This is a genomic window from Corallococcus sp. BB11-1 (assembly GCF_026626625.1).
In the GTDB taxonomy this organism is placed as follows: Bacteria; Myxococcota; Myxococcia; order Myxococcales; family Myxococcaceae; genus Corallococcus; species Corallococcus soli.
Map to the genome: position 1 here is coordinate 23,614 of NZ_JAPNJY010000040.1, position 21,036 is coordinate 44,649.

The following is a 21,036-nucleotide window of genomic DNA, read 5'->3' on the forward strand; positions in this document are numbered from 1 at the left end:
AGGCAATGCGACGCACTGGAGTACTGGCCCTGTCCCTGGCCATGCTGTCCCTGGCCCCGGGCTGCAAGAAGGAAGAGGCGGGCGGCGGCAAGGGCGGCAAGGGTGGCGTCTCCGGCCGGGGCGCCATCCAGTTCCCCGTGGAGGTCGCCCCCGTCGAGGCGCGCGACGTGGAGTACGCCGTCAGCGCCGTGGGCGCGGTGGAGGCCTTCGAGCGCGTGCAGATCACCGCGCGCGTGCCGGGCGCGCTGGAGAAGGTGAGCTTCAGCGAGGGCCAGGCGGTGAAGAAGGGTGACACGCTCGCGGAGATCGAACCCGCGCGCTACGCCATCGCCGTGCGCGCCGCGGAGGCCGCGCTGCAGAGGGCCCAGGCCGCGCTCACGGAGGCGAAGGCCGGGGCCCAGCGCCGCGCGGAGGTCAACGCGCAGAGCCCGGGCCTCCTGCCCGCCGAACAGCTGGAGACGTTCCAGGCCCGCGCCGCCACCGCGCAGGCGGACGTGGCGGCCGCGAAGGCGATGCTGGACCAGGCGCAGCTCAACCAGCGCGACGCGTACGTGCGCGCGCCCATGGACGGCATCCTCCAGACGCGCACGGTGCAGACGGGCCAGTACGTGCAGCCGGGCGTGGTGCTGGCCACGCTGCTGCGGCGCGAGCCCCTGCTGCTGCGCTTCAACGTGCCCGCCGCGGACGTGACGCGCATCACGCCGGGGATGCCCGCGACGTTCACGGTGCGCTCGGAGGGCGGGACGTACACCGCGAAGATCACCTACGTGGCCGCGAGCGCGGACGACCAGAGCCGCATGGTGGCGGTGACGGCGGAGGTGACGGGAGAGGCGGCCCAGAAGCTGCGGCCCGGCGCGTTCGCGACGGTGAACGTGCCGGTGGAGACGCGCGGGGGCAGCCCGGTGATTCCGCAGACGGCCATCCGCCCCAGCGAGCGCGGCTTCCTCGCGTTCGTGGTGACGGACAACAAGGCGCGCGAGCGCATCCTGGAGCTGGGCCTGCGCACGTCGGACGGACGGGTGGAGGTGAAGGAGGGCCTGAAGCCCGGCGAGACGCTGGTGGTGCGCGGCGCCGAGGCCCTGCGTGACGGCGTGGGCGTGCGCGTGTCGGAGAGCCCGAAGCCGAAGGTCATCGGGGAGCAGCCGGAGGCCGGGGCGCGCACGGACACGGGAGGAGCGCGGCCATGAACATCACCGAGGTCTGCATCAAGAAGCCCGTGTTCGCCTGGATGATCATGGCGGCCACGATCATCTTCGGACTGGTGGCGGCCCAGCGCATCGGCATCAGCCAGTTCCCGGACGTGGACTTCCCCACCATCAACATCTCCGTGTCGTGGGAGGGCGCCAACCCGGAGGCGGTGGAGACGGACGTCGTCGAGTTCATTGAAGAGGCCGTGACGCAGGTGGAGGGCGTCAAGAGCATCACGTCGTCCGCGCGCCAGGGCAGCGCCAACATCACGGTGGAGCTGGACCTGTCGCGCAACGTGGACCTGGCGCTCCAGGACGTGCAGACCAAGGTGGGCCAGGCCCAGCGCCGGCTGCCGCTGGACATCGATCCGCCCGTCGTCTCCAAGTCCAACCCGGAGGACCAGCCCATCATGTGGCTGGGCGTGTCCGGGCCCTTCTCCCAGCAGGTGGTGAGCGACTTCGCCCGCTACCGCGTGAAGGAGCGCCTGCAGACGGTGCCCGGCGTGGGCGAGGTGATCCTGGGCGGCCTGCTGGAGCGCAACGTGCGCATCTGGGTGGACGCGGAGAAGCTGGACGCGCACGCGCTCACCGTCACGGACCTGGTCGCGGCCCTCCAGCGCGAGCACGTGGAGCTGCCCGCGGGCCGCATCGAGACGCAGGGCCGCGAGGTCAACGTGCGCTTCATGGGCGAAGCGCTGGACCTGGAGACGCTGCGCGACGTGGTGGTGCGCGAGGACGCAGGCCGCGCGGTGTACCTGCACGACGTGGCCATCGTGGAGGACGGCTTCGAGGACGAGCGGCGGCTGGCGCGCGTCAACGGCGAGCCCGCGCAGGCCCTGGGCATCAAGAAGCAGCGCGGCGCCAACGCGGTGGCCGTGGCCCAGGAGGTGCGCGGGGTGCTGGCGGATCTCCAGAAGGACCTGCCCCAGGGGATGAGCGCGAGCATCAACTTCGACTCGACGCAGTTCATTGAAGAGAGCGTGCACGAGATTGAATTCGAGCTGCTGCTCGCGTGCATCCTCACCGCGTTCGTGTGCTGGGTGTTCCTGGGCTCGCTGTCCAGCACGCTCAACGTGGTGCTGGCCATCCCCATGTCGCTGCTGGGGACGGTGGCGGTCATCTACTTCCTGGGCTTCACGCTCAACACGTTCACGCTGCTGGGGCTGGCGCTGGCGGTGGGCATCGTGGTGGACGACGCCATCATGGTGTTGGAGAACATCTTCCGGCACGCGGAGGAGGGCAAGGACCGGGTGAGCGCCGCGCGCGAGGGCACCGCGGAGATCACCTTCGCGGCGCTGGCGGCGACGCTGGCGGTGGTGGCCATCTTCCTGCCCGTCGTGTTCATGAAGGGCATCATCGGCAAGTTCTTCCTCCAGTTCGGCGTCACGCTGTGCGTGGCGGTGCTCCTGTCCTACGTGGAGGCCATCACCCTGGCGCCCGCGCGGTGCGCGCAGCTGCTCAAGACGTCCCGCGAGCACCGCAGCCGGGTGGGCGTGGTGGTGGACAAGGCGTTCACGAAGCTGGAGCACCTGTACGCGCGCGTGCTGGCGTGGGGGCTGGTGCGGCCCTACCGGGTGCTGCTGCTGGCCGTGGCGATGCTGGTGCTGAGCGCGTTCGCGTTCAAGGCGCTGCCCGGCGAGTTCGTGCCGTCGCAGGACCAGGGGCGCATGTCGGTGCGCCTGCAGACGGCGGTGGGCAGCAGCCTGGAGGAGACCAACCGCCTGTTCAAGCGCGCGGAGGAGTTCGCCGCCAGCCGGCCGGAGGTGACGCGCGTGTTCGTGGTGGTGGGCGGCGGCGGCAGCGGGTCCAGCGTGAACGCGGGCAACATGAACCTGACGCTGGTGCCGAAGGATGAGCGCATGCCCCAGGCGGAGTTCGCGCAGGTGCTGCGCAAGGAGTTCAACAGCTACCCGGGCCTGCGCGCGGTGGTGCAGGACCTGTCCCAGGCGGGCTTCACCGCCCAGCGCGGCTTCCCGGTGGAGTTCAGCGTGCGCGGGTCGGACTGGGACAAGCTGGTGGAGGCGAGCCAGTCCCTGCGCGAGCAGCTCCAGACGTCCGGCAAGGTGGTGGACCTGGACACGGACTACCAGCTGGGCCAGCCGGAGCTGCGCATCACCCCGGACCGGGCGCGCGCGGCGGACGTGGGCGTGCCCATCCAGGCGGTGGCGTCCACGGTCAACGCGCTGGTGGGCGGCGTGCGCGTGGGCAAGTACAGCAGCGGCGGGCGGCGCATCGACGTGCGCATGCGGCTGCTGGCGAACCAGCGCTCGCGGCCGGAGGACCTGTCGCTCCTGAAGGTGCGCACGGCGAACAACACGCTGGTGCCGCTGTCGTCGCTGGTGACGCAGCAGGAGCTGCCCGCGCTTCAGGCCATCACCCGGCGCGACCGGGAGCGGGCCATCAGCCTGTACGCGAACGTGGCGCCGGGCTCCAACCAGGAGGAGGCGCTGGCCACCGTGGAGCGGCTGGGCAAGGACCTGCCCGGGGGCATCCGCGTGGTGGCGGGCGGCGCCAGCGTGGCGTTCCGCGACTCGATGAGCAGCCTCATCTTCGCGCTCTTCCTGGGCATCGCCGTCGCGTACATGGTGCTGGGCGCGCAGTTCAATTCGTTCCTGCACCCGGTGACGGTGCTGACCATCCTGCCCCTGTCGGTGGCGGGGGCGTCGTTCGCGCTGCTGGCCACGGGCAAGACGCTGAACATCTTCAGCATGATTGGCCTGCTGCTCCTGATGGGCATCGTGAAGAAGAACTCCATCATCCTGGTGGACTACGCGCTCCAGCAGCGCGAGCTGGGACTGGACGCGATGCAGGCCATGCTGCGCGCGGGGCCGGTGCGCCTGCGGCCCATCCTGATGACGTCCATGGCGACGATGATGGCGGCGGTGCCCGCGGCGCTCGCCCTGGGCGCCGGCAGCGAGACGCGGGCCCCCATGTCCATCGCGGTGCTGGGCGGCCTGTCGGTGTCCACGGTGCTGAGCCTGATCGTGGTGCCCGCCTTCTACGTCGTGGCGGACCGCCTCAAGACGAAGCTGGGCAACCGCCTGCGCCGGGGCAAGGGCGGGGATGAGGCTCCGGCGCCGCCGGACGTGTCCCGGCCGGTGACGCACGGGTAGGCTCAGCCCGTGGCGAGCCCGAGCGCGTGGACGGCCCAGCCCGCGCTCGCGCCTCCGAGCACGAGCCAGGTCGAGTTCAGCCTGAAGCGCAGCAGGAGCGCCGCCGCGATGAGCCCCAGCGCCACGGTGGGCACGTCGACGAGGGCCGCGCGGCCGAGCTGCGCGGTCACGACGGCCATCAGCGCCAGCGACGCGACGTTCACCCCGTCCAGGAACGCGGCGGCCCCAGGAGAAGCCCGCAGCCGGGGCACCAGCGGGCCGCTGAGCGCGACGAAGATGAACGCGGGCAGGAAGATGCCCGCCGTCGCCACGAGCGCGCCCCTGGGCCCCGCCAGCACGTAGCCGATGAACGTCGCGGTCGTGAACACCGGCCCCGGCGTCACCTGACCCACGGCGATGGCGTCGATGAGCTGCGCCTCCGTCAGCCAGCCCAGGCGCTGCACCAGGTCCGCGCGCAGGAACGCGAGCAGCACGTAGCCGCTGCCGAACAGCACGGAGCCCGTCTTGAAGAACACCCAGAAGAGCGACGGCAGCGTCACGGCCTGCGCCGTCACCGTCGCGGCCACCGGGAGGAGGGGGAGGGACTGCCGGAGCGTGTCGTCCGGTGTCCTTTCCGTGCCCCGCCGCGCGGTGAGGAGCGTCACCAGCCCCGCGCCGAAGAGCACGGCGAGCTCGTTCACGCCCAGGGCTGACAGCCCCGCGGCCAGCACCCCCAGCCCGCGCAGCCAGGGCGTCCTCGCGGCGCGGGGCGCGAGCCCCCAGAGGGCCTGCACCACGATGCCGAGGATCACCGGCTTGACGCCGTACAGCAGCCACCTGGCGGCCGGCACGGTTCCGAACGCCACGTAGGCCCAGCCGAACACGCCGGTGAGCACCATCGCCGGCACGATGAAGGCCAGGCCCGCGACGAGCAGCCCCGCCCACCGCCGCCGCTCCCAGCCGATGTGGATGGCCATCTCCGTCGAGTTCGGCCCGGGGATGAGGTTCGTCGCGCCGAGCAGGTCGAGGAACCGTTCCTCGGAGAGCCATCGCCGCCGCTGGACGACCTCGTCGCGCATCATCGCGATGTGCGCGGCGGGGCCTCCGAACGCCGTGGCCCCCAGCCGGAAGAACAGGAGCGCCAGTTCGCGCAGGGACGTCCGCGGGTGTTCGCTCATGGGGGCAGGCCAGGGCGTCCCTGGCACGCGGGAGGATACCGCGTCCCGCTGCCTGCTGGCGTGACAGTCAAGGGGCCCGTCTCGCTTCGCCCGGTGCATTTTGCTTAAGTCGAGGCCCCCGGGGGAACGCAATGCCGCGCGCACCACATGTCCTGATGGCCCTTGCCGTGGCGCTGAGCCTCCTGCCCGCGCCGGGGCATGCTTCCCGGGGCAACCCCTTCGAAGATCTGCCGGAGTTCACGGCACAGGCGCCGGCCGACTCCGTCAGGGGGATCCTGGCCGCGATGGAGGATCCCCATGAGGCGGTCGTGGCCTCCGTCATCACCAACGCCTACGTCGCGACGGGCCTGCGGACCCCCGAGGTGCGCGCGCGCCTCCAGGAGCTGGCGCGAAGTCCCCTGCTGATCCGCTGGTTGGGGTCGCGCGATCCGCTCCTCGAAAGCGCGGCGCTCAAGCTGGCGGCATCCCTGGGGCAGGACTCGCGGGGCGCGGAGCAGGCCTCCCGCCTCGCGGAGCTGCTGAAGTCGTCCGATCCCGAGCTGCGGATGAACGCGGTGCGGGCGATGGAGGCGATGGGGGCCGGGGCCAGGAGTCAGGCCCCCCAGCTCGCCGCGCTGTTGAAGAACCCGGGGCCCGAGGACCTCCGGCGGGCCGCGGCCGAGGCGCTCGCGGCCATGAAGGGGGACGCCAGGGCGCAGGCCCCCGTCCTCGCCCCGTTGTTGAAGGATCCAGAAGACGAGGTCCGGCGCGCGGTCGCGGAGGCCCTGGTCGCGATGGGCCCGGGGGCCCGGGAGCAGGTCCCCGTCCTGGTCGAGCTGCTGAAGGATCCGGACGCGGACGTCCGGGCTGCCAGTGCGCGGGTGCTGGGGGCGGTGGGAGGGCGGGAGCAGGGTCCACGGCTGTTCGAGCTGCTGAAGGACCCGCAGGATCGCGTTCGGATCAGCGCGGCGCATGCGTTGGGAGCGCTGGGGGCCGAGGAGCAGGGGGCTGCCCTGGTCGAGCTGCTGAAGGATGGGGACGAAGGCCTCCGGTCCGTGGCGGCACGAGCCCTGGCGGCCATCCGGTCCCCGGCGCAGGCCGCCCTCTTCGTCACGCTGTTGAAGGACGCGAATCCGGAGGTCCGCGACGCGGCCGAGCGCGCGCTGATTTCCCTGGGGGAGCGGGCCCGGGAACAGGCCCCCCGGGTGGCCCAGTTGCTGAGCGGAGCCGACAGCACGCTCCGTGCCTCCGCGCTCGCCGTGCTGGGCCGCATGAAGGCCCGGGAGCAGGCCCCACGCATCGCGAAGCTGCTCGATCATCCCGACAGTCACGTCCGGTATCGCGCGACCATGGCGCTGGGGGAGATGGGGGCCACGGAGCAGGCGCCCCGGCTTGTCGCGCTCCTGGAGGACCCGAAGGGAGGCGTCCGGGTGGCCGCCGTGTCAGCGCTGGCATCCGTGGGTCTGTCGGAGGCCCCGAGGATCGCTCGGCTGTTGAAGGAACCGGACGAGGAGCTGCGGTCCATCGCGGCGAAGGTGCTCGGACTGATGGGCGCCGTGGAGCAGGCCCCGCGCATCGCGGAAGTGCTGAACGATCCGATCTTCGACGTCCGCTCCACCGCGGCATATTCGCTGGGGCAGCTGGGCGCCATGGCGCAGGCCCCGCGCATCGCCGAGCTGCTGAAGGATCCGGAAGCGGATGTCCGCGAGGTGGCGACGAGCGCGCTGGGGGACATGAAGGCCCGGGCGCAGATGCTGCCCGTCGCCGAGCTGTTGAGGGATCCGGAGCCCGGCGTCCAGGTGAGCGCGGTGCTGTCGCTCGTGAGCCTCAGCCCCCTGGATGCACCGAGCATGGCGGCGGTCATCGCGCTCATCCTGGAGGACCGTGGCGAGTACGTGGACTGGCTCACCTTCGCCCACGTCGCGGGCGGCGGCGACCCGACCATCGAGAGGGTGCTGCGCTGGTCGGTGCGGCGCTCGGACGAGAGGCCCACGGACGTGTCGCCGCAAGAGGCGCGGGCGACGTTGGTGTCCTTTCGGGACTTCTGGCCCCATGCCGCGAAGCAGCGGCTGCTGCGGGATGCCCTGGCGGACAGCATCGCGACCGTCGCGCGGCTCAACCAGGGACACTGGAGCGGCGCGGAGGACCTGAAGCTGCTGGAGTCGCTGCGGGACCTGCTGCGGCAGGACCACCCCCTCCAGGCGGACAGCCTCCAGCAGGTCATCTCCGGACGTGAGTCCTGGAGCTGGCTGATGAAGGCCCGGTGGGCGCTCCTGTCGCACCTGGCCCTGTGGATCGCGCTCGTCTTCGTCTACCCGTACTCCCCCAGGGTCCAGGCGCTCTTCTTCTGGAACCCCTGGGTGCGAAACCTCATGGGCTTCGTCTACGTGGGCCTGTTGCTGACCTGGGTGCCGTTCCTTCGCCGCCGCTTGTTCTCACCCTTCGCGCAGCAGCTCACGGCCGACGCGGGCCTGGAGGACCTGGACCCGGGCGCCTACTTCGAGCGCTCGGAGGTCGTCGCGCCCGCCACCGGGAAGCGCGAACGGCTGCTGGAGGTGCTCCCCCAGCTCCACCGGCAGATCATCCTGGAGGGCGCATCAGGGCTGGGGAAGACGATGTTCCTGCGGCGGTTGCTCTCACGGTCGAAGCGCCTGGCCGTGTACCTGACCGCGGAGCGCTGCGACGCGGGGGTGCTGGAGGCGATCCAGGCGAAGCTGGAGGGCCACGCGAAGGACGGCGGGTTCCTGCGGAGCCTGATCCACGGTGGTGCGCTCGACATCTACATCGACGGGCTCAACGAGGTGACCGCGGACACGCGGGCGCGCATCGTCCAGTTCATGGAGGGCAACTCCCAGGCGAACATCCTCCTGTCCACGCAGCGGCTTGAGTGGACGCCGCCCGCAACGGCGCGGGTCCTGGTCCTCCAACCGCTGGCCGACGCCGACATCGCCGCGTTCCTGGTGGGCCGGGAGCCCTTCCTGGAGGCGTCGGCGGTCCTCCGTGGCGCCGGGTACGTGGAGCGGTGCCACCGCTTCGTCGCGGAGGCCCTGTCGCCGGAGCACTCGGAGCTGTTGCGTCGCTCGCTGCGGGAGGTGCTGTCCAATCCCATGGACCTGACCGTGGTGGCCCAGATGCTGGCGGACGGCCAGTCCCCGGACCTCTCCAACCTGCGGCAGCAGCAGTACGCGCTGATGGCCCGGGACTACTCCGGAGTCCACCTCACGGAGTTCCCGCTGGGGCGCTTCTCCGAAGAGGCCTACCAGATGCGCAAGGCCGACCGGACGATCCTCAGTGAGGACGACTTCTCCCGTGAGCTCCTCCCGATGGAGCGCTCGCGCATGGTGCTGAAGCGGCTGTGGCGGGGACCGGATGGCCGGGACCACCGGGAGTGGCGCTTCCGGCACGACAAGATCCAGGAGTTCTTCATCGCGCAGACCTTCCTCTCCGCGCAGAGCCAGCGTGAGCTGGAGCACCTGGGCGACCCCCGCTTCCGGGGCGTCTACCTGCTGCTGGTCGCGCTCCTGCCGCTGGAGCGCGCCCGGGTGCTGCGCGATCTGCTGGTGGTCCACGCGGCGGAGACGGGCGACCACGCCGTGAGCGACGACTACGTCAAGCTGCTGAAGACGCGGGAGGCGATCCACGGAGCCCGTGAAGCCACGGCCCGGGACGCGGGCGCCCCGGTGATCCCGCTCCACGGCCGGAGCTGACCCAGGCTCAGGGCGTCTGGGAGAACGGGACGGAGACGGGCGAGCCCAGGTCCGGGTAGCGCACCTCCGGGCGGGAAGGGGCCGTCACCGAGCCCTCTGGGTGCTCGCGCGCAAGGTCCTGGCGGGTGGGGCGGACGGGGGAGCGGCGAGCCCCGGGGCCCGGCGCGCCATCCCGGACGATGGCGCCGCCGCCGCGCGTGCGCAGCCTCTTCCCGGAGTCGGCCCATTTCCTCCGGGCCCATCAACCTTCGGAGCTGCCCATGGCCTCGCCCCACAATCCCTCTCAGGACACCCATGCCGTGCCCGTGAAGGAGCGCGACGAGTCGCTCGAACTCCAGCCGTTCCTGGATGAAATCCAGTCCGACGCGGTCATGCACAGCCAGGGGTTGGACGCCCGGGAGGCCGCGAGCGCGGTGCTGTGCACGCTCGCCCGGCGGCTGTCGGATGGCGAGGACGTGAAGCTCTACCGCACGTTGACCGGCGGCATCGGCGCCATCCTCGGCGCCTGCTCGGTGCACCGAGGCCCGTCGCGCGCCCGGCGCATCGGCCGCGACGAGTTCATGTCCGACGTGGCCGACCACCTGAACATCAAGATCGACCAGGCGCCTCGCGTGGTCGCCGCCGTCTTCACGGCCGTGCGGGATCGCATCCCGGAGGGCGAGGTGGCGGCGGTGGCCTCCCAGCTCCCCGCCGACCTCGCGGACTACTTCCGCCGGCCCATGTGACTTGACGGACAAGGGGCCCTGCCGTCCGGAGGGGTTCAGACCTGCCTCGGTCTCCGCGACCGCGGGGCGCCCACGTCCGAGAAGCTGAGGAGCGCCTCAGAGCGTCAGGCCGACCAACGGTGCCGAGGCGACATCCTCGACCAGGCTGATCCGCCGTCCCGGGTTCGTCGTCCTTCCGGTCGGCACGCACATCCAGCCCGAAGAGGTGCCCCAGACGTGGGTGATGGCACCGTTGTGGTTGGCGACCAGCTGCGGCCAGCCGTTGCCGGCGCGGCCGGCGATGGGCGTCCCGGTCGGCAGGGCCGCCGTGGTCGGTATCCGGTTCCACCTCCCGTTCGCCCCGAAGATGTGGTGCACCCGGCCATACTCCAGCGACAAGCCCTGCAGGCTGCCGCCCGGCTGGATGACCGCGACCAGGTCGGCGCCGGGCTCCAGGTTCACCCCGGTGTCACCCTTGTGCCAACCGGAGCCGTCAGCCCAGACATGGAACAGCCGACCGTTGTCGTTGAACAGGCCATGAACGTCGGTCCCGTTGGCCGTCATGGAGAAGGTGCAGTTACCCGACACGGTCACCGACGACGGGAGCTTCCTCCAGCCGTTGCCGTCGAAGGTGTGCCAGAGCCGTCCGCCCTCCAGGGTGAAGATCTGGGCGGATGGACTGGCCGGGGTCCGCAGCACGGTGAGTGGAGCCCCCGGGGCCATCGCCAGGCCGCTGCTCATCGTGGTCCAGCCGGTGCTGCCGCCGTAGACCAGCCTCATCACGCCGTCGACGTTCGCCATGGCGCGCGGCGACTGCCCGGCGCCCGGCGAGAACGCCCCGTACGTCGTGTTGCCCGGCAGGACGAGGTCGCTGAGCATGTGGACCCAGCCACCCGCGGTGCCGAGATGACCGAGGCGCCGATCCTCCAGCGGCAGACCGCCACCGATGCCGCCGCTGCTGGTGCCAACGTAGTCGAGCGGGTTCACCCGGGTGCCGCCGGAGGTCACCATGTGCCAGTGCAGGTGAGGACCGGTCGAGGACCCGGAGCCGGGCGCACCGGCGGCACCGCCGGAGTACCCGACGATTTCGCCCTGCCGGACCATGCGTTCGCCACCGTTGAAGCCGGACAGGTGGAGGTACTGGCTCCTCATGCCGTTGGCCATCACGACGGTCGCGGTGTATCCGCCCGTGCCGTTGTTCCAGTTGATGAGGAGCTGCCCCGAAGCGCAGGCCCGGAGCGGCGTGCCAACACCCATCACATAGTCGATGCCGCCCAGGGAGCCGCGGTTGATGTGGTCCCACCATCCATCCGAGGTCGGGTAACCCGCGAACGGGTTGATGATGATCTCGCCGGCGAGCGCGATGCTGGCCAGCGCCGTGGGCCCACCGAGGGCGGCGAAGCCGGCCGCGACGCTGCCGGCACGCAGAATGGAGCGCCGGGAGAACCGGCGATGGGGATGGGACTCGGGGGACATCACAACCTCCAGAGGTGGCGAAGACCGCGGGCTCGCTTTGTCGCGGTCCGTTGCACCCGGTGAACGCGACATTCACTTCCGCGAAACCTGAGAGTTCTTTAAAAGCTGCGAACTCCGCGAAACTTGCACGGGCGCCGGGCGACCGGCAAGGGCGGCCCGCGGGCACCCTGGAGACGACGCCGTACCCGGCGCCGGGCATCAGGCCTGGCAGACGAACTCGACGTTGTGGCCGTCGGGGTCGCGAACGAAGGCGGCGTAGTAGGTCGGATGGATGTCCACCCTCAGCTTCGGAGCGCCGTTGTCCGTGCCCCCTGCTTGCAGCGCGGCGCGGTACGACGCGTCGACCAGGGTGCGCGTGGCGCAGAAGAAGGCGAAGTGCGGGCGCGGGGAGGAGGGTTCACCCGGGCGCAGCCAGAAGTCGAGCCGGGCCGGCTCCGCGCCAAACCCATTCGCCTTGCCCTCGACGTGCAACGCGTATCCCAAGGGTGCGAGCGCGCCTCGGTAGAACGCCGTCGCGGCGGCGAGGTCGGGGGTTGAAAGCTCCAGATGATCGATCATCGGTGACGCTCCTTCGTAGCCGCTCACGCGGCTGGGTTCATGCCCGCTAGGATAGGTTGCAAGGGAAGGCGTCACGCCGCGTTGTCGGCCCCCTTCGCGCGCAGATGCCGCACCCGGACCGGACGCCATGCACAAGGACGACGCACCCCTCGACGACCTGGACCTGCGGATCCTCGAGCGCTACCAGCACGACACGCTGCTTCCCGCGCGCACCATCGGGGAGGAGGTGGGCCTGTCCACCGCGGCCGTCCAACGCCGGCTCAAGCGCCTGCGCGAGGTCGGCGTCATCCGGCGTGAGGTGGCCGAGCTCGCGCCGAAGGCCGTGGGCCTGCCCGTCACCTGTGTCGTCGCGGTGGAGCTCGAACAGGAGCGCACCGTGGACCTCGAGCGCTTCAAGCACCGGATGCAGGGACTCCCCGAAGTGCAGCAGTGCTACTACGTCACCGGGCAGGCGGACTTCATCCTCATCGTCCTCGTCGGGAGCATGGAGGAGTATGACGCCTTCACCCAGCGCGCCTTGCTCAGCGACGCGAACGTCCGCAGCTTCACCACCAGCGTGACGTTGGAGCGCGTCAAGACGGGCGTGGCCGTCGCGCTTCCCCGACGGTGAATTGGAGCAGGACCCCAGGGCAGCGGTTGGCGCGGCTCCCCCTCCCGGATTGGCAGGCCTCCGGGCCGTGTCCATGTGTTCCTCATGGCGGCCTCCGACACCCTGCCTTCCGATGCTCCTCCCGCCATCCTCGGGCTCGTCGGCTTCCGCCGCCGGCGGGGCAGGTATGGCTCGGCGACCCAGTTGCTGTGGAACAGGCTGGAGAACGACGCCTCGCTCTACGAGCTGTGCCAGGTCCGCGACGATTTGACGGACGAAGAGCAGGTCATCCTGGAGCAGTGCGGCCAGCGGCTGGAGGTGGCCCGGCGCTGCCTGGACAGGCCGCTCTGGCGGTGGTCCTTCTCCTTCTGGCAGGTCATCCACGAGGTGGACGGCCTGCTGCTGCTGGTCATGCCCCGGCACATGCTGCTGCCCCACGCGCTGGAGGTTCAGCAGCAGTTCGAGCGGCGGGTGACGGACTCCGCCCAGAAGGCGCTCTGGCTGGGCGCGGAGCGGACCCAGGGCCCACTGCCCCGGAGCATCCGCATCCTCCGGGGAGAGCCGCTCGCCGCCAGCGATCCCGAAGCCGCCCTGTCCGAGCAGGAGCGCCTGACGCGGTGCCGGCACGTGCTGCGCGGGGCGCTGGGCGTCGTCAATGATCGGGTGGACAAGAGCTTCTGGCAGCTCTCCATCAACGTCTCCATCCAGATCCTCAGCACCCTCCTGCTCCTCACGCTCTCCCTCATCGCGATGCTGGGGTTCCATCACTCCCTGGTCACGACCTGGCCCCAGGCGCTCATTCCCCAGGGGCTGCTGCTGCTCAGCCTCATGGGCGCCGCTGGCGCGGTGGTGTCCAACATGCTCTCCAAGGAGCGCTTCATCGTCGCGACCGGGGCGACGAGCCGCTTCTTCGCCTACCACCTGCTGGTGAAGCCCGTCGTCGGTGCCTTCGCGGCCCTGACGCTCCTCTTCATCGAGCAGTCCAACCTGCTGCTCTCGGTGGTGCCCCGGGCCCCCGCGAACGCCGCCAGCTACAACCCGGCCCTGCTGAACATCGTCGTGAGGGATTGGCGCGCCGTCTTCTTCACCCTCGCGGCCCTGTCGGTGGTCGCCGGGTACTCCGCGGACAGGTTCCTGAGCTCCATCATGAACAACGTGCTGCGCCGGCTGCTCGGGCAGTCGGAGAAGCTGCTGCCTCCCAGCGGTGCCCCGGAGGCCGGTGGCGCCTCCCAGCGCGCGAAGCCGGGGTAGGGGGCCTGCCTCACCTGGGAGCCCGGGCCCCCAGGTGCCCCGAGGGCCGCCGCGTGAAGGCCCCCAGCGCGTCCAGCAGGTCCTCCGTCATGCGCTCCGCGCTGGGATGCCAGGGCGTGGTGAAGCGCGCGTCCATGCTCGTCTGCCGGATGGTGGACAGCCACGCGTGCACCTCGCGTTCGGAGTAGCCCGCGCTCCGCGCCGCCTCGTGCAGCAGGGCGTACTCCCGCAGGAGGAAGGTGGAGAAGGTGATGGGGTCGTCCGCGCCCACCGCGATGGGCACCGGCGGCGGCGCCCCCGCTTCGGCTCGCGGCGGGAAGAGGCGCAGGATGGGGTGGTTGCGCAGGTCCAACAGGTTGCCGATGAGCAGGTTGCTGGAGGGATTCACCTCCACGACGGTCCCCCGCGCGCCCACGTACCGGCGCAGCGCGTCCTGCGCGGCCCGCAGCGCGGCCACCTCCGCCGCATCCAGCGGGATGTCCACCAGCTGCTGACCGCGCCGGAACACGCGCTCATCCTCGCGGTACGCCTCGATGAGCTCCTGGACGCGCCGGGAGTCGCGCACCCGGACCCAGTCCAGCCGTCGGGAAGCCCGGCTGAAGGCGTCCAGCCCCACGCCCGCGCCCTCCTGCGCCAGGGGCGGACACCAGAGGTTGTGCAGCACGTGGTGGGCTTCCGCCAGGACGTGTGGCGCGATGCACCTGCCGAAGATGCCCTCGGACAGCTCGCGGATGAGGTTCTCCACCTGCGGCGGCCGTCCCGGCGGGGTGTCCACGCTCAGACCCGGGGGCAGCCGGTAGCCGCCGTACAGGCGCCACTCGAAGACCAGGTCCCACAGCCGCTCCTCGGCCGGCATCATCACCGCGCCCACGGACTCCGCCCACGTCCCTGGCTCCACCCCCAGGGACGTGGCGTGTCCCAGCCGCCCGCCCCGGTGGTCCAGCAGGTAGTGCAGGCATTCGTAGATGCGGCGCAGCCCCTCCATGAGGTGCCGGTAGTCCTCGCCCACGTGGCCCGTGAGCTGGAGGGGTGGGGCGCCCCGGGCCGCCGGCCGGACCGCGGCGCGGGCGGCTTCCCACCGCACGTAGCGATACAGCGGCGCCAGCACCCACGTGGGCACGCTCAGCTCGTCCGACGCGACGTCCAGCCCCCGCACCAGCCAGAGCGACAGCGGCACCGCCCGCAGCAGGTCCACCAGCGCCTCCACCCGCGTCGACTGCGAGACGAAGTAGTCCGCGTAGCGGCCTCCCAGCCGGATGAGGCCCTCCGGAACCGGCTCCGCGTACGTGCCCTGGGCATGCGCGGGCGGCAGGCCCTCCCTCCAGTGGCGCTTGGGGTCCCGGGCCTTGAGCAGGTGCAGCACCAGGCCGAACTCCGGCTGACGGCCGTCGCTGGTGGCCCGCCCCACGCGCGCCAGCACCCGCTGCCACGAGCGCGTCAGCCCCCACAGCTCCTCCGCCATCTGGATGGAGGTGTCCATGAGGCGGGTGCGCACCTCCAGCGCGGCGATGGGTTGATCGCCCCCCGCCACCGCGTAGGAGATCTCCGCGCGCACGGCGTGCAGGGGCCGCTTCATCGCGCCCAGGCGATCATAGAAGCGGATGAACCACTGGAGGCCCGCGGTCAGCGGCCGCTGCACATACGTGCGGTAGCTCAGGCAGCGCACCCGCTGCACCTGCCAGAAGAGGCGCTCGAAGTGCGGATCCGGCGTGCCGGCCTCTTCCATCCGCCGCATCCACCGCAGCCCGTAGCGCACCAGCCAGCGCTCCCCCGCGTTGGGCGTGTGCAACCCCATCCGCAGGGCGATGGGATCGCACCGCCGCCACACGTCGTCGAGGGTCTCTGGAGCTTCGGCGCCGCCGCGGGCCGCCAGCGGGTGGAGATCCCCGTAGAGCTCGCGCAACTCGTCCACCTCCGGCAGGACTTCCAGGCGCGCGCGCGAGAGCGCCTCCAGCGTCCGCTCCAGCACCCGGCGGCGCTGGGGCAGCCAGACGGACGACTCGCGCAGGCCCGCCACGAACTCCAACAGCGGCCGCTTCCCACCTCGCAGGATGACCTCCGCCAGGACGCAGCGGGACACCGCGGCCGCCAGCAGCCAGCGGAGCATCGTCCCGCCCTCGCCGAAGACGAGCCCCGGTCCCGACAGCAGGCGTGCATCCAGGGACGGGTCCGCGATGGCGGACAGCAGCGAGGTCCACAGCAGCGGGAAGTCCATGCCCGCGTTGACGTGGTGGTGGACCTCCGTCACACCCCGGTCCAGCAGGTGGCGCATCAGCAGCGGCGGTTCGATGTCCACCCGCGTGGGCGGCGGCTCCACCGGCACGGCCGACATCAACAGGTCCTCGGGCAGGGCGAAGGTGAGCCAGCGGTAGTGCGTGACGGCGTCCACCGCGCCGGCCTCCGTGTCCTGCGCCACGACGGTGACCCCGGGCCGGCGCTCCAGGTGGGTGTCCGCCAGGTGCACCAGGTAGCTGGCCATGGACACCCGCCGCGGCGGATCCCGCTGGCCGCGGATGTGCCGGCGCGAATCGAACCAGAACACGTCCCTGACGGCGATGAGGCGATCCAACGACCAGCCGCTGGCGTGCTCCGACAGGGTCTTCTCGCAATCGCGCCAGAGCGCCCGCGTGGGGCCCGCGTCGTGTCCCTCCAGCGAGGGCACCAGCTCCGTCAGCGCGTCCCTGAAGGCCTGGAGGCTGGTCAGCGGGAAGCAGGCCACCTCCGCGCGCACGTAGGCCTCCGGAACGCGGCGGGGGGCCAGGTTTCCCTGGGACTGGCGCGGTCCCTCAGTGCCCATGGCCTGGGTCCGCCTGGAGCTCCTGCACGGGAGACACCCTGCGCAGCGCCTCCAGCTCCAGGTGGTCGCCCTCCTGGTCCATGACCCGGAACCACGTCCGCACCACGGTGTCGAGCCAGTCGTAGTACAGGCCCGTGAGCTGGCCTCCGTCCGTGCCCAGGTGGCGGCGCAGCGCCTGTGACGCGCCGGAGCGCCCCACCGCGGCGCGCACCATCTGTTCGCGCAGCCGCGTCAGGCGGGGCCCATGGTGCTCCCAGTAGGCCACCAGTTCGTCCCAGTCCTCGTTCCCGCCCGCCTCCCCGGACTGCCAGCGCAGCAGTTCGCTGAGGGCGGGGGCCGGCGCGAACTCCGGCAGCACCAGCAGGGGCAGCGCGTTCTGCAACCACAACCGGGCCGTCCACAGCCGATCCGAGCCCACGCTGTTCGTCCGGATGTCCTCCACGAGCTTCGCCACCGTGCCGCGCACCCGCTGCTCGTAGGGCTCCAGCGCGCTGGCGCGCTCCCGCGCCAGGATCACCGCCTCCACCCCCCTGCCGTGTGCGTCGCCCCAATCCCATCCACCCAGCTCCCGGCCGGACACCGAGCAGATGTTCTCCACCCAGGCCGCCTGGAGGAAGCGGTGGTGGGAGCCGACCTTCATGCGCGAGTCCTTCATGTTGTCGACCTTGAAGAACCCGTCCGCCGTCCGCTTCAGGAACGCCTTCCACTGCGCGGTGAAGATGGCGAACTCGACGAAGGTCTTCCAGGTGGGGAGGCTCCACCAGCACTCCACCTGGACGAGCGGTTCGTGGGGCGCGGCCTCCACCCACAGCTCGTGCAGCGTCACGACCAGCTCCGGGCTCATCTCGAAGGGGGTCACGTCCAGGTTCAGCACCCGGGGCGGTTCGAACAGCATCAGCGCGTCGTGCAGCAGCATGAACCAGCCGGTCACGTTGCCGGGCAGGGGCACGCTGTGGCCCGGCCGGTCCAGGTCGCTCAGCATCAGCACCACGTCATGGAAGTGCCGCAGGTGCAGCTCGCTGAGGAGCAGCCGCTGCTCCGTCTTCGCGGCGCCATTGCCCGGTCGCCCCGCGTGCGGCCACTCCAGGACGTCCGACAGGGTGGTCCGCTTGGAGCGGCGCACCGGCTTGCCCGTCAGGTCCAGGAAGATGAGCCCCTTTTCGTCATGGCGGAGGATGCGGTTGTTCAACTGCTGGCTGGCCCAGGCCGGCAGGTCGCTTTCGTCAATGGCGTTGCGCAGCATCTCCGTGACCACCCGGACGGTGCGCTCCCCATCCGCGACGGAGGGCTCTTCCGAGGAGGCGCGGGTGCTCCAGAGTTCGCGCCGGGCGGCGTGCCAGAGGTCCTGCAGGGTGCGCGCGGGCAGGTGGAGGGCGAGCTTGCCCGCGGGGGTGAGGATGACCTTGCGCAGGGGCGCGTCCCGCGCATCCCGCGTGGCCAGGCGGTAGGTCGTCTTCACCGTGTCGGAGAGCCGGGGCGCCAGGTTGATGAGGTCCGCGAAGGAGGTCAGCACCTGCGTCTTCTCCCGCGTCGGGGCGCAGGGCAGCCTGAGCTGCTCCAGCAGGCTGCCCAGCGTCTGCGCTCCGTCCTCCGCCTCCACCCCCAGCGGGCGGAAGTCCCATGCCTTGTAGGGATCCACGGGGCCCAGGTTGATGCGGTAGCTGGGGGGCAGCGCGCGGCGCAGGGTGGTGGCGGACTGGCGCCGGGCGATGGAGAGCGTCTCGTCCTGGCCCACGACCCCGATCCCCGCCTGCCCGGAGAGGATGAGCTCCTTCTGGAAGGAGCGCTCCATGAAGAGCTGGAACTCCTGGTGGCCCGCGGCCAGCACGAACCAGAGCCGGGGGCTGGCCACCATGCGGGTGAGCTTCACGATGTTGTGGAGGTGTTCGATGCTGCGGTCCACGTTGTCGATGGGCAGCACGAGGATGACCTGCTCCCCCCTGGCGGTGCCGAAGCGGGGCAGGGACAGCGTCTTCGCCACGTTCTCCATGGCCCCCGCGAAGCGCTGCTGGAAGTTGGCGTAGATCTCCGCGGCCTTGATCTGCTGCTCCGCGCGCGCGCGCGTGTCGGTGGTCGACGCGCTGTCCTCCCACATGAACGAGGCATCCCGGATGAGGTGATCCAGCTTTCCCCAGGCCTCCTCCGCGCTCTCCTCGAGGATGGAGGAGGACCACCTGCCATGCCCGCCTCGCGCGGCCGTGCCCTCCTGGGGCGCATCCAGGGCCGCGCGCACGCGCACCAGCAGGGTGGCCAGGAGGTTGGCGCCCGGGGGCACCGGCTCCAGGTCGAGCGGCTCCAGCCAGACGACGCGCCCCTCGATGCGCTCGAGCGTCGTGCACAGGTCCCTGCGCATCGCCTCCGGCCCCGAAGCCACCGCCTCGCGGGCCTCCGCTTCCAGGCGCGCGCCCGGCTTCAGCCCGAGGAAGGCCCTCCAGTCCCGCAGGGCCTGGACGGCGCTGAGCAGGACGGTGGTCTTCCCCGCGCCCCGGGGGCCGGAGATGAGCAGGCTGGTGGAGAGGTGCTCGTCCCGGACCTCTCGCTCGCCCTGGCTGCATCCGCAGGCGGCCTCCAGCCAGGACAGCAGCTCGTACAGCCCCCGCTGCGTGGGCTCCAGCAGCTCATCCCAGGGGAAGGCCCTGGCCTCGGGGAGGGGCGTGGGCACGTAGTGGTGCGTCTTGCCCGGGAGGCTCGTTTTCGGGTCCATGGAGAAGGATAGGGAGACCGCGTCGCGACGCGCATCACCCGGAATCAGCTCGCACGTCCGCGCGCGGTAGCTGGCAGGTGTCCCCGTGCGCTCGTCCCCCTGTCTGTCGCCGGTTTCCGGGAGCGGGCTGCCGGGCCGCGCCCTGGAGCACGAAACGGACGAGGGCCGCGTTGTCGGGATACCGCATCGCGGCGAGCGCCCATCGGACCGCGGAAGATTCGTGAGTCGCTTGGACGCCCCCCGCCGCATCCGGGGTTCCAATTTTTTTCCCATCCCCGGAAGCCGGGGGCCGCAGTCCGCTGGTTCAAGCTCGCGCGTGTCCAGCCCGCCCCGCGAGGGCACTTCGCGGGACACGCGCCAACACCCGCGCTGGACCCGGGCCCTGTATCCGCCGATCGCGTCTGGCTCTATCAGTCCGCCTTGAGCAGCAGGCCGGGACCCTTCTCACCTGCCGCTCTATCCGCAGCGCCAGGAGGCAGCTCAATGATCAAGGAACAGTTTCCCATGCAGGGGCAGCAGATGTTTGGTGAAGCCATCAAGGCCCGCATCGCCGACGCGGTGCACGAGCGCGTCGTCTCCGGGTTGGAGGAGCGGATTGGCATGGAGATTCGTGAGCGCGTCGGCGAAGCGGTCCGCGGCGTGTTGAGCGAGCGCGCGATGAACATGCAGCAGGGGGAGGGTGGCGGGCAGCCGTTCGACGCGGAGCAGATCGCCGACGCCGTCCACAACCGCCTCACCGACGGCATCCGCGAGCGCGTCACCAGCGGCGTGCACGAGCGCGTGCGCGAGGTGCTCCGGGAGCGGTTGGGCGAAGCGCTGCGCGGCGCCCTGGCCGAGAACATGATGAACCTCCAGCAGGGCGGCCAGATCGACACGCCCCGCATCGCCGAGCGCGTGCGCAACAGCCTCGAGGACGCCCTGCGCGACAGGCTCGGCTACGTCGTGCGCGAGCGCGTCCGCGACGCCCTTCGCGAGCGTCTGGGGGATGCGCTGCGCACCGCGATGATGGAGCGGCGGATGGGCATGGAGGGCTTCGGGCCGATGGACTCCGAGCGCATCGCCGACGCCATCCGCACCCGGCTCGCCGACACCCTGTCCGAGCGGATCCACGCCGCCGTGCGCGAGCGCGTCCGTGAGGCGTTGAAGGAGCGCCTGGTGGAGACGCTGCGCTCCGCGCTGTCCGAGCGCCGGATGCAGGGCTACGGCCAGATCGACCCGGAGCGCATCGCCGACATCGTCCGCGAGCGCATCGCGGACGGCATCCGCGAGCGCGTCCAGAGCGGCCTGCGCGAGCGCATGCGCGACACGCTGCGCGAGCGGCTGGGCGATGAGCTGCGCACCCGGATGAGCGAGCGCACCATGGGCTTCGCGGGCGTCCAGCGGCAGGGCGTCGGCCAGATCGACCCGGAGCGCCTGGCCGAGGTGCTCCGCGGGCGCCTGGTCGACACCCTCCACGAGCGGCTGTCCATGAACCTCCGCGAGCACCTGCACGAGGCGCTGAAGGAGCGGATGGCTGACGCCATCCGCGAGTCGATGGTCTCGATGGGCCCCACGATGCGCGGCGGGTTCGGTGAGCAGGCCATGGGCGGCTTCCAGACGCAGGGGCCCGGCCAGGTCGACACCGAGAGCATCGTGGCCGCCGTCCGCGATCGCGTGGGCGAGGAGCTCCGTGAGCGCATGGCGGACGTCGTCCGCGACCGCGTCAGCGAGGCGGTGCGCAAGGAGCTGAAGAACGGCCCCGCGTCCCAGCCCCTGGCCTGACGAGCAACGCGGCCCGGGCCGGACAACGGCCCCATGGACGCAGGGCCCGGACT

12 protein-coding genes are annotated in these 21,036 nt (G+C 71.3%); 7 read left to right on the forward strand and 5 right to left on the reverse strand.

What is annotated here, in order from left to right; genetic code table 11:
* Positions 1-5: 5 nt before the first annotated feature.
* Both OV207_RS34815 and OV207_RS34820 read left to right on the forward strand, forming a co-directional pair.
* Positions 6-1,187 carry an efflux RND transporter periplasmic adaptor subunit gene (locus OV207_RS34815; RefSeq protein ID WP_267559416.1) on the forward strand — a complete coding sequence of 394 codons (1,182 nt, stop codon included), beginning with the start codon at positions 6-8 and terminating at the stop codon, positions 1,185-1,187.
* Positions 1,184-4,300 (forward strand): efflux RND transporter permease subunit, encoded by a 3,117-nt coding sequence (locus tag OV207_RS34820; RefSeq protein ID WP_267559417.1) that lies wholly within the window; start codon positions 1,184-1,186, stop codon positions 4,298-4,300. Before OV207_RS34815 ends, OV207_RS34820 begins: the two co-directional genes overlap by 4 nt.
* Positions 4,301-4,302: 2 nt before the next feature.
* Here OV207_RS34820 and chrA read toward each other — a convergent pair whose 3' ends face one another.
* Entirely contained in the window at positions 4,303-5,457 is a 1,155-nt protein-coding gene (gene chrA / locus OV207_RS34825; protein ID WP_267559419.1) for a chromate efflux transporter, read from the reverse strand.
* 167 nt (positions 5,458-5,624) lie between these two features.
* On the opposite strand from chrA, the gene OV207_RS34830 reads away from it, so the two are divergent.
* Both OV207_RS34830 and OV207_RS34835 read left to right on the forward strand, forming a co-directional pair.
* A complete protein-coding gene (locus tag OV207_RS34830; protein WP_267559421.1) occupies positions 5,625-9,143 on the forward strand; it encodes a HEAT repeat domain-containing protein in 3,519 nt (1,172 codons plus the stop codon).
* Between the two features lie 260 nt (positions 9,144-9,403).
* Positions 9,404-9,868, forward strand: coding sequence for a DUF2267 domain-containing protein (locus tag OV207_RS34835; protein ID WP_267559422.1), 465 nt, complete (start codon positions 9,404-9,406; stop codon positions 9,866-9,868).
* A 96-nt stretch (positions 9,869-9,964) separates the two neighbouring features.
* Here the strand turns inward: OV207_RS34835 and OV207_RS34840 are convergent, their stop codons facing one another.
* A complete protein-coding gene (locus OV207_RS34840; RefSeq protein WP_267559423.1) occupies positions 9,965-11,323 on the reverse strand; it encodes a M23 family metallopeptidase in 1,359 nt (452 codons plus the stop codon).
* Between the two features lie 198 nt (positions 11,324-11,521).
* Complete coding sequence (locus tag OV207_RS34845; RefSeq protein WP_267559424.1) at positions 11,522-11,881, reverse strand: VOC family protein; 360 nt, start codon at positions 11,879-11,881, stop codon at positions 11,522-11,524.
* A gap of 127 nt (positions 11,882-12,008) precedes the next feature.
* Here OV207_RS34845 and OV207_RS34850 point away from each other — a divergent pair, with 127 nt between their 5' ends.
* Together OV207_RS34850 and OV207_RS34855 are read left to right on the forward strand one after the other, a co-directional pair.
* The gene (locus tag OV207_RS34850) at positions 12,009-12,491 is read left to right on the forward strand and encodes an Lrp/AsnC family transcriptional regulator (protein WP_267559425.1); all 483 of its coding nucleotides are present in this window, start codon (positions 12,009-12,011) and stop codon (positions 12,489-12,491) included.
* A gap of 84 nt (positions 12,492-12,575) precedes the next feature.
* A complete protein-coding gene (locus tag OV207_RS34855; RefSeq protein ID WP_267559426.1) occupies positions 12,576-13,721 on the forward strand; it encodes a hypothetical protein in 1,146 nt (381 codons plus the stop codon).
* A gap of 10 nt (positions 13,722-13,731) precedes the next feature.
* Here OV207_RS34855 and OV207_RS34860 read toward each other — a convergent pair whose 3' ends face one another.
* Positions 13,732-16,518 (reverse strand): hypothetical protein, encoded by a 2,787-nt coding sequence (locus tag OV207_RS34860; protein ID WP_267559427.1) that lies wholly within the window; start codon positions 16,516-16,518, stop codon positions 13,732-13,734.
* The gene (locus OV207_RS34865) at positions 16,508-19,222 is read right to left on the reverse strand and encodes a hypothetical protein (RefSeq protein WP_267559428.1); all 2,715 of its coding nucleotides are present in this window, start codon (positions 19,220-19,222) and stop codon (positions 16,508-16,510) included. The genes OV207_RS34860 and OV207_RS34865 overlap by 11 nt, the downstream gene beginning before the upstream one ends.
* Before the next feature lie 483 nt (positions 19,223-19,705).
* Between OV207_RS34865 and OV207_RS34870 the strand changes: the two genes are divergently transcribed.
* Positions 19,706-20,983, forward strand: coding sequence for a hypothetical protein (locus OV207_RS34870; RefSeq protein ID WP_267559429.1), 1,278 nt, complete (start codon positions 19,706-19,708; stop codon positions 20,981-20,983).
* Positions 20,984-21,036 lie beyond the last annotated feature (53 nt).

Bases quoted from the DNA above. Each gene is read 5' to 3' on its own strand.
- OV207_RS34815 (WP_267559416.1), top strand. From the start codon at position 6: ATGCGACGCACTGGAGTACTGGCCCTGTCCCTGGCCATGCTGTCCCTG.
- OV207_RS34820 (WP_267559417.1), top strand. From the start codon at position 1,184: ATGAACATCACCGAGGTCTGCATCAAGAAGCCCGTGTTCGCCTGGATG.
- chrA (WP_267559419.1), bottom strand. From the start codon at position 5,457: ATGAGCGAACACCCGCGGACGTCCCTGCGCGAACTGGCGCTCCTGTTC.
- OV207_RS34835 (WP_267559422.1), top strand. From the start codon at position 9,404: ATGGCCTCGCCCCACAATCCCTCTCAGGACACCCATGCCGTGCCCGTG.
- OV207_RS34840 (WP_267559423.1), bottom strand. From the start codon at position 11,323: ATGTCCCCCGAGTCCCATCCCCATCGCCGGTTCTCCCGGCGCTCCATT.
- OV207_RS34845 (WP_267559424.1), bottom strand. From the start codon at position 11,881: ATGATCGATCATCTGGAGCTTTCAACCCCCGACCTCGCCGCCGCGACG.
- OV207_RS34850 (WP_267559425.1), top strand. From the start codon at position 12,009: ATGCACAAGGACGACGCACCCCTCGACGACCTGGACCTGCGGATCCTC.
- OV207_RS34855 (WP_267559426.1), top strand. From the start codon at position 12,576: ATGGCGGCCTCCGACACCCTGCCTTCCGATGCTCCTCCCGCCATCCTC.
- OV207_RS34860 (WP_267559427.1), bottom strand. From the start codon at position 16,518: ATGGGCACTGAGGGACCGCGCCAGTCCCAGGGAAACCTGGCCCCCCGC.
- OV207_RS34865 (WP_267559428.1), bottom strand. From the start codon at position 19,222: ATGGACCCGAAAACGAGCCTCCCGGGCAAGACGCACCACTACGTGCCC.
- OV207_RS34870 (WP_267559429.1), top strand. From the start codon at position 19,706: ATGATCAAGGAACAGTTTCCCATGCAGGGGCAGCAGATGTTTGGTGAA.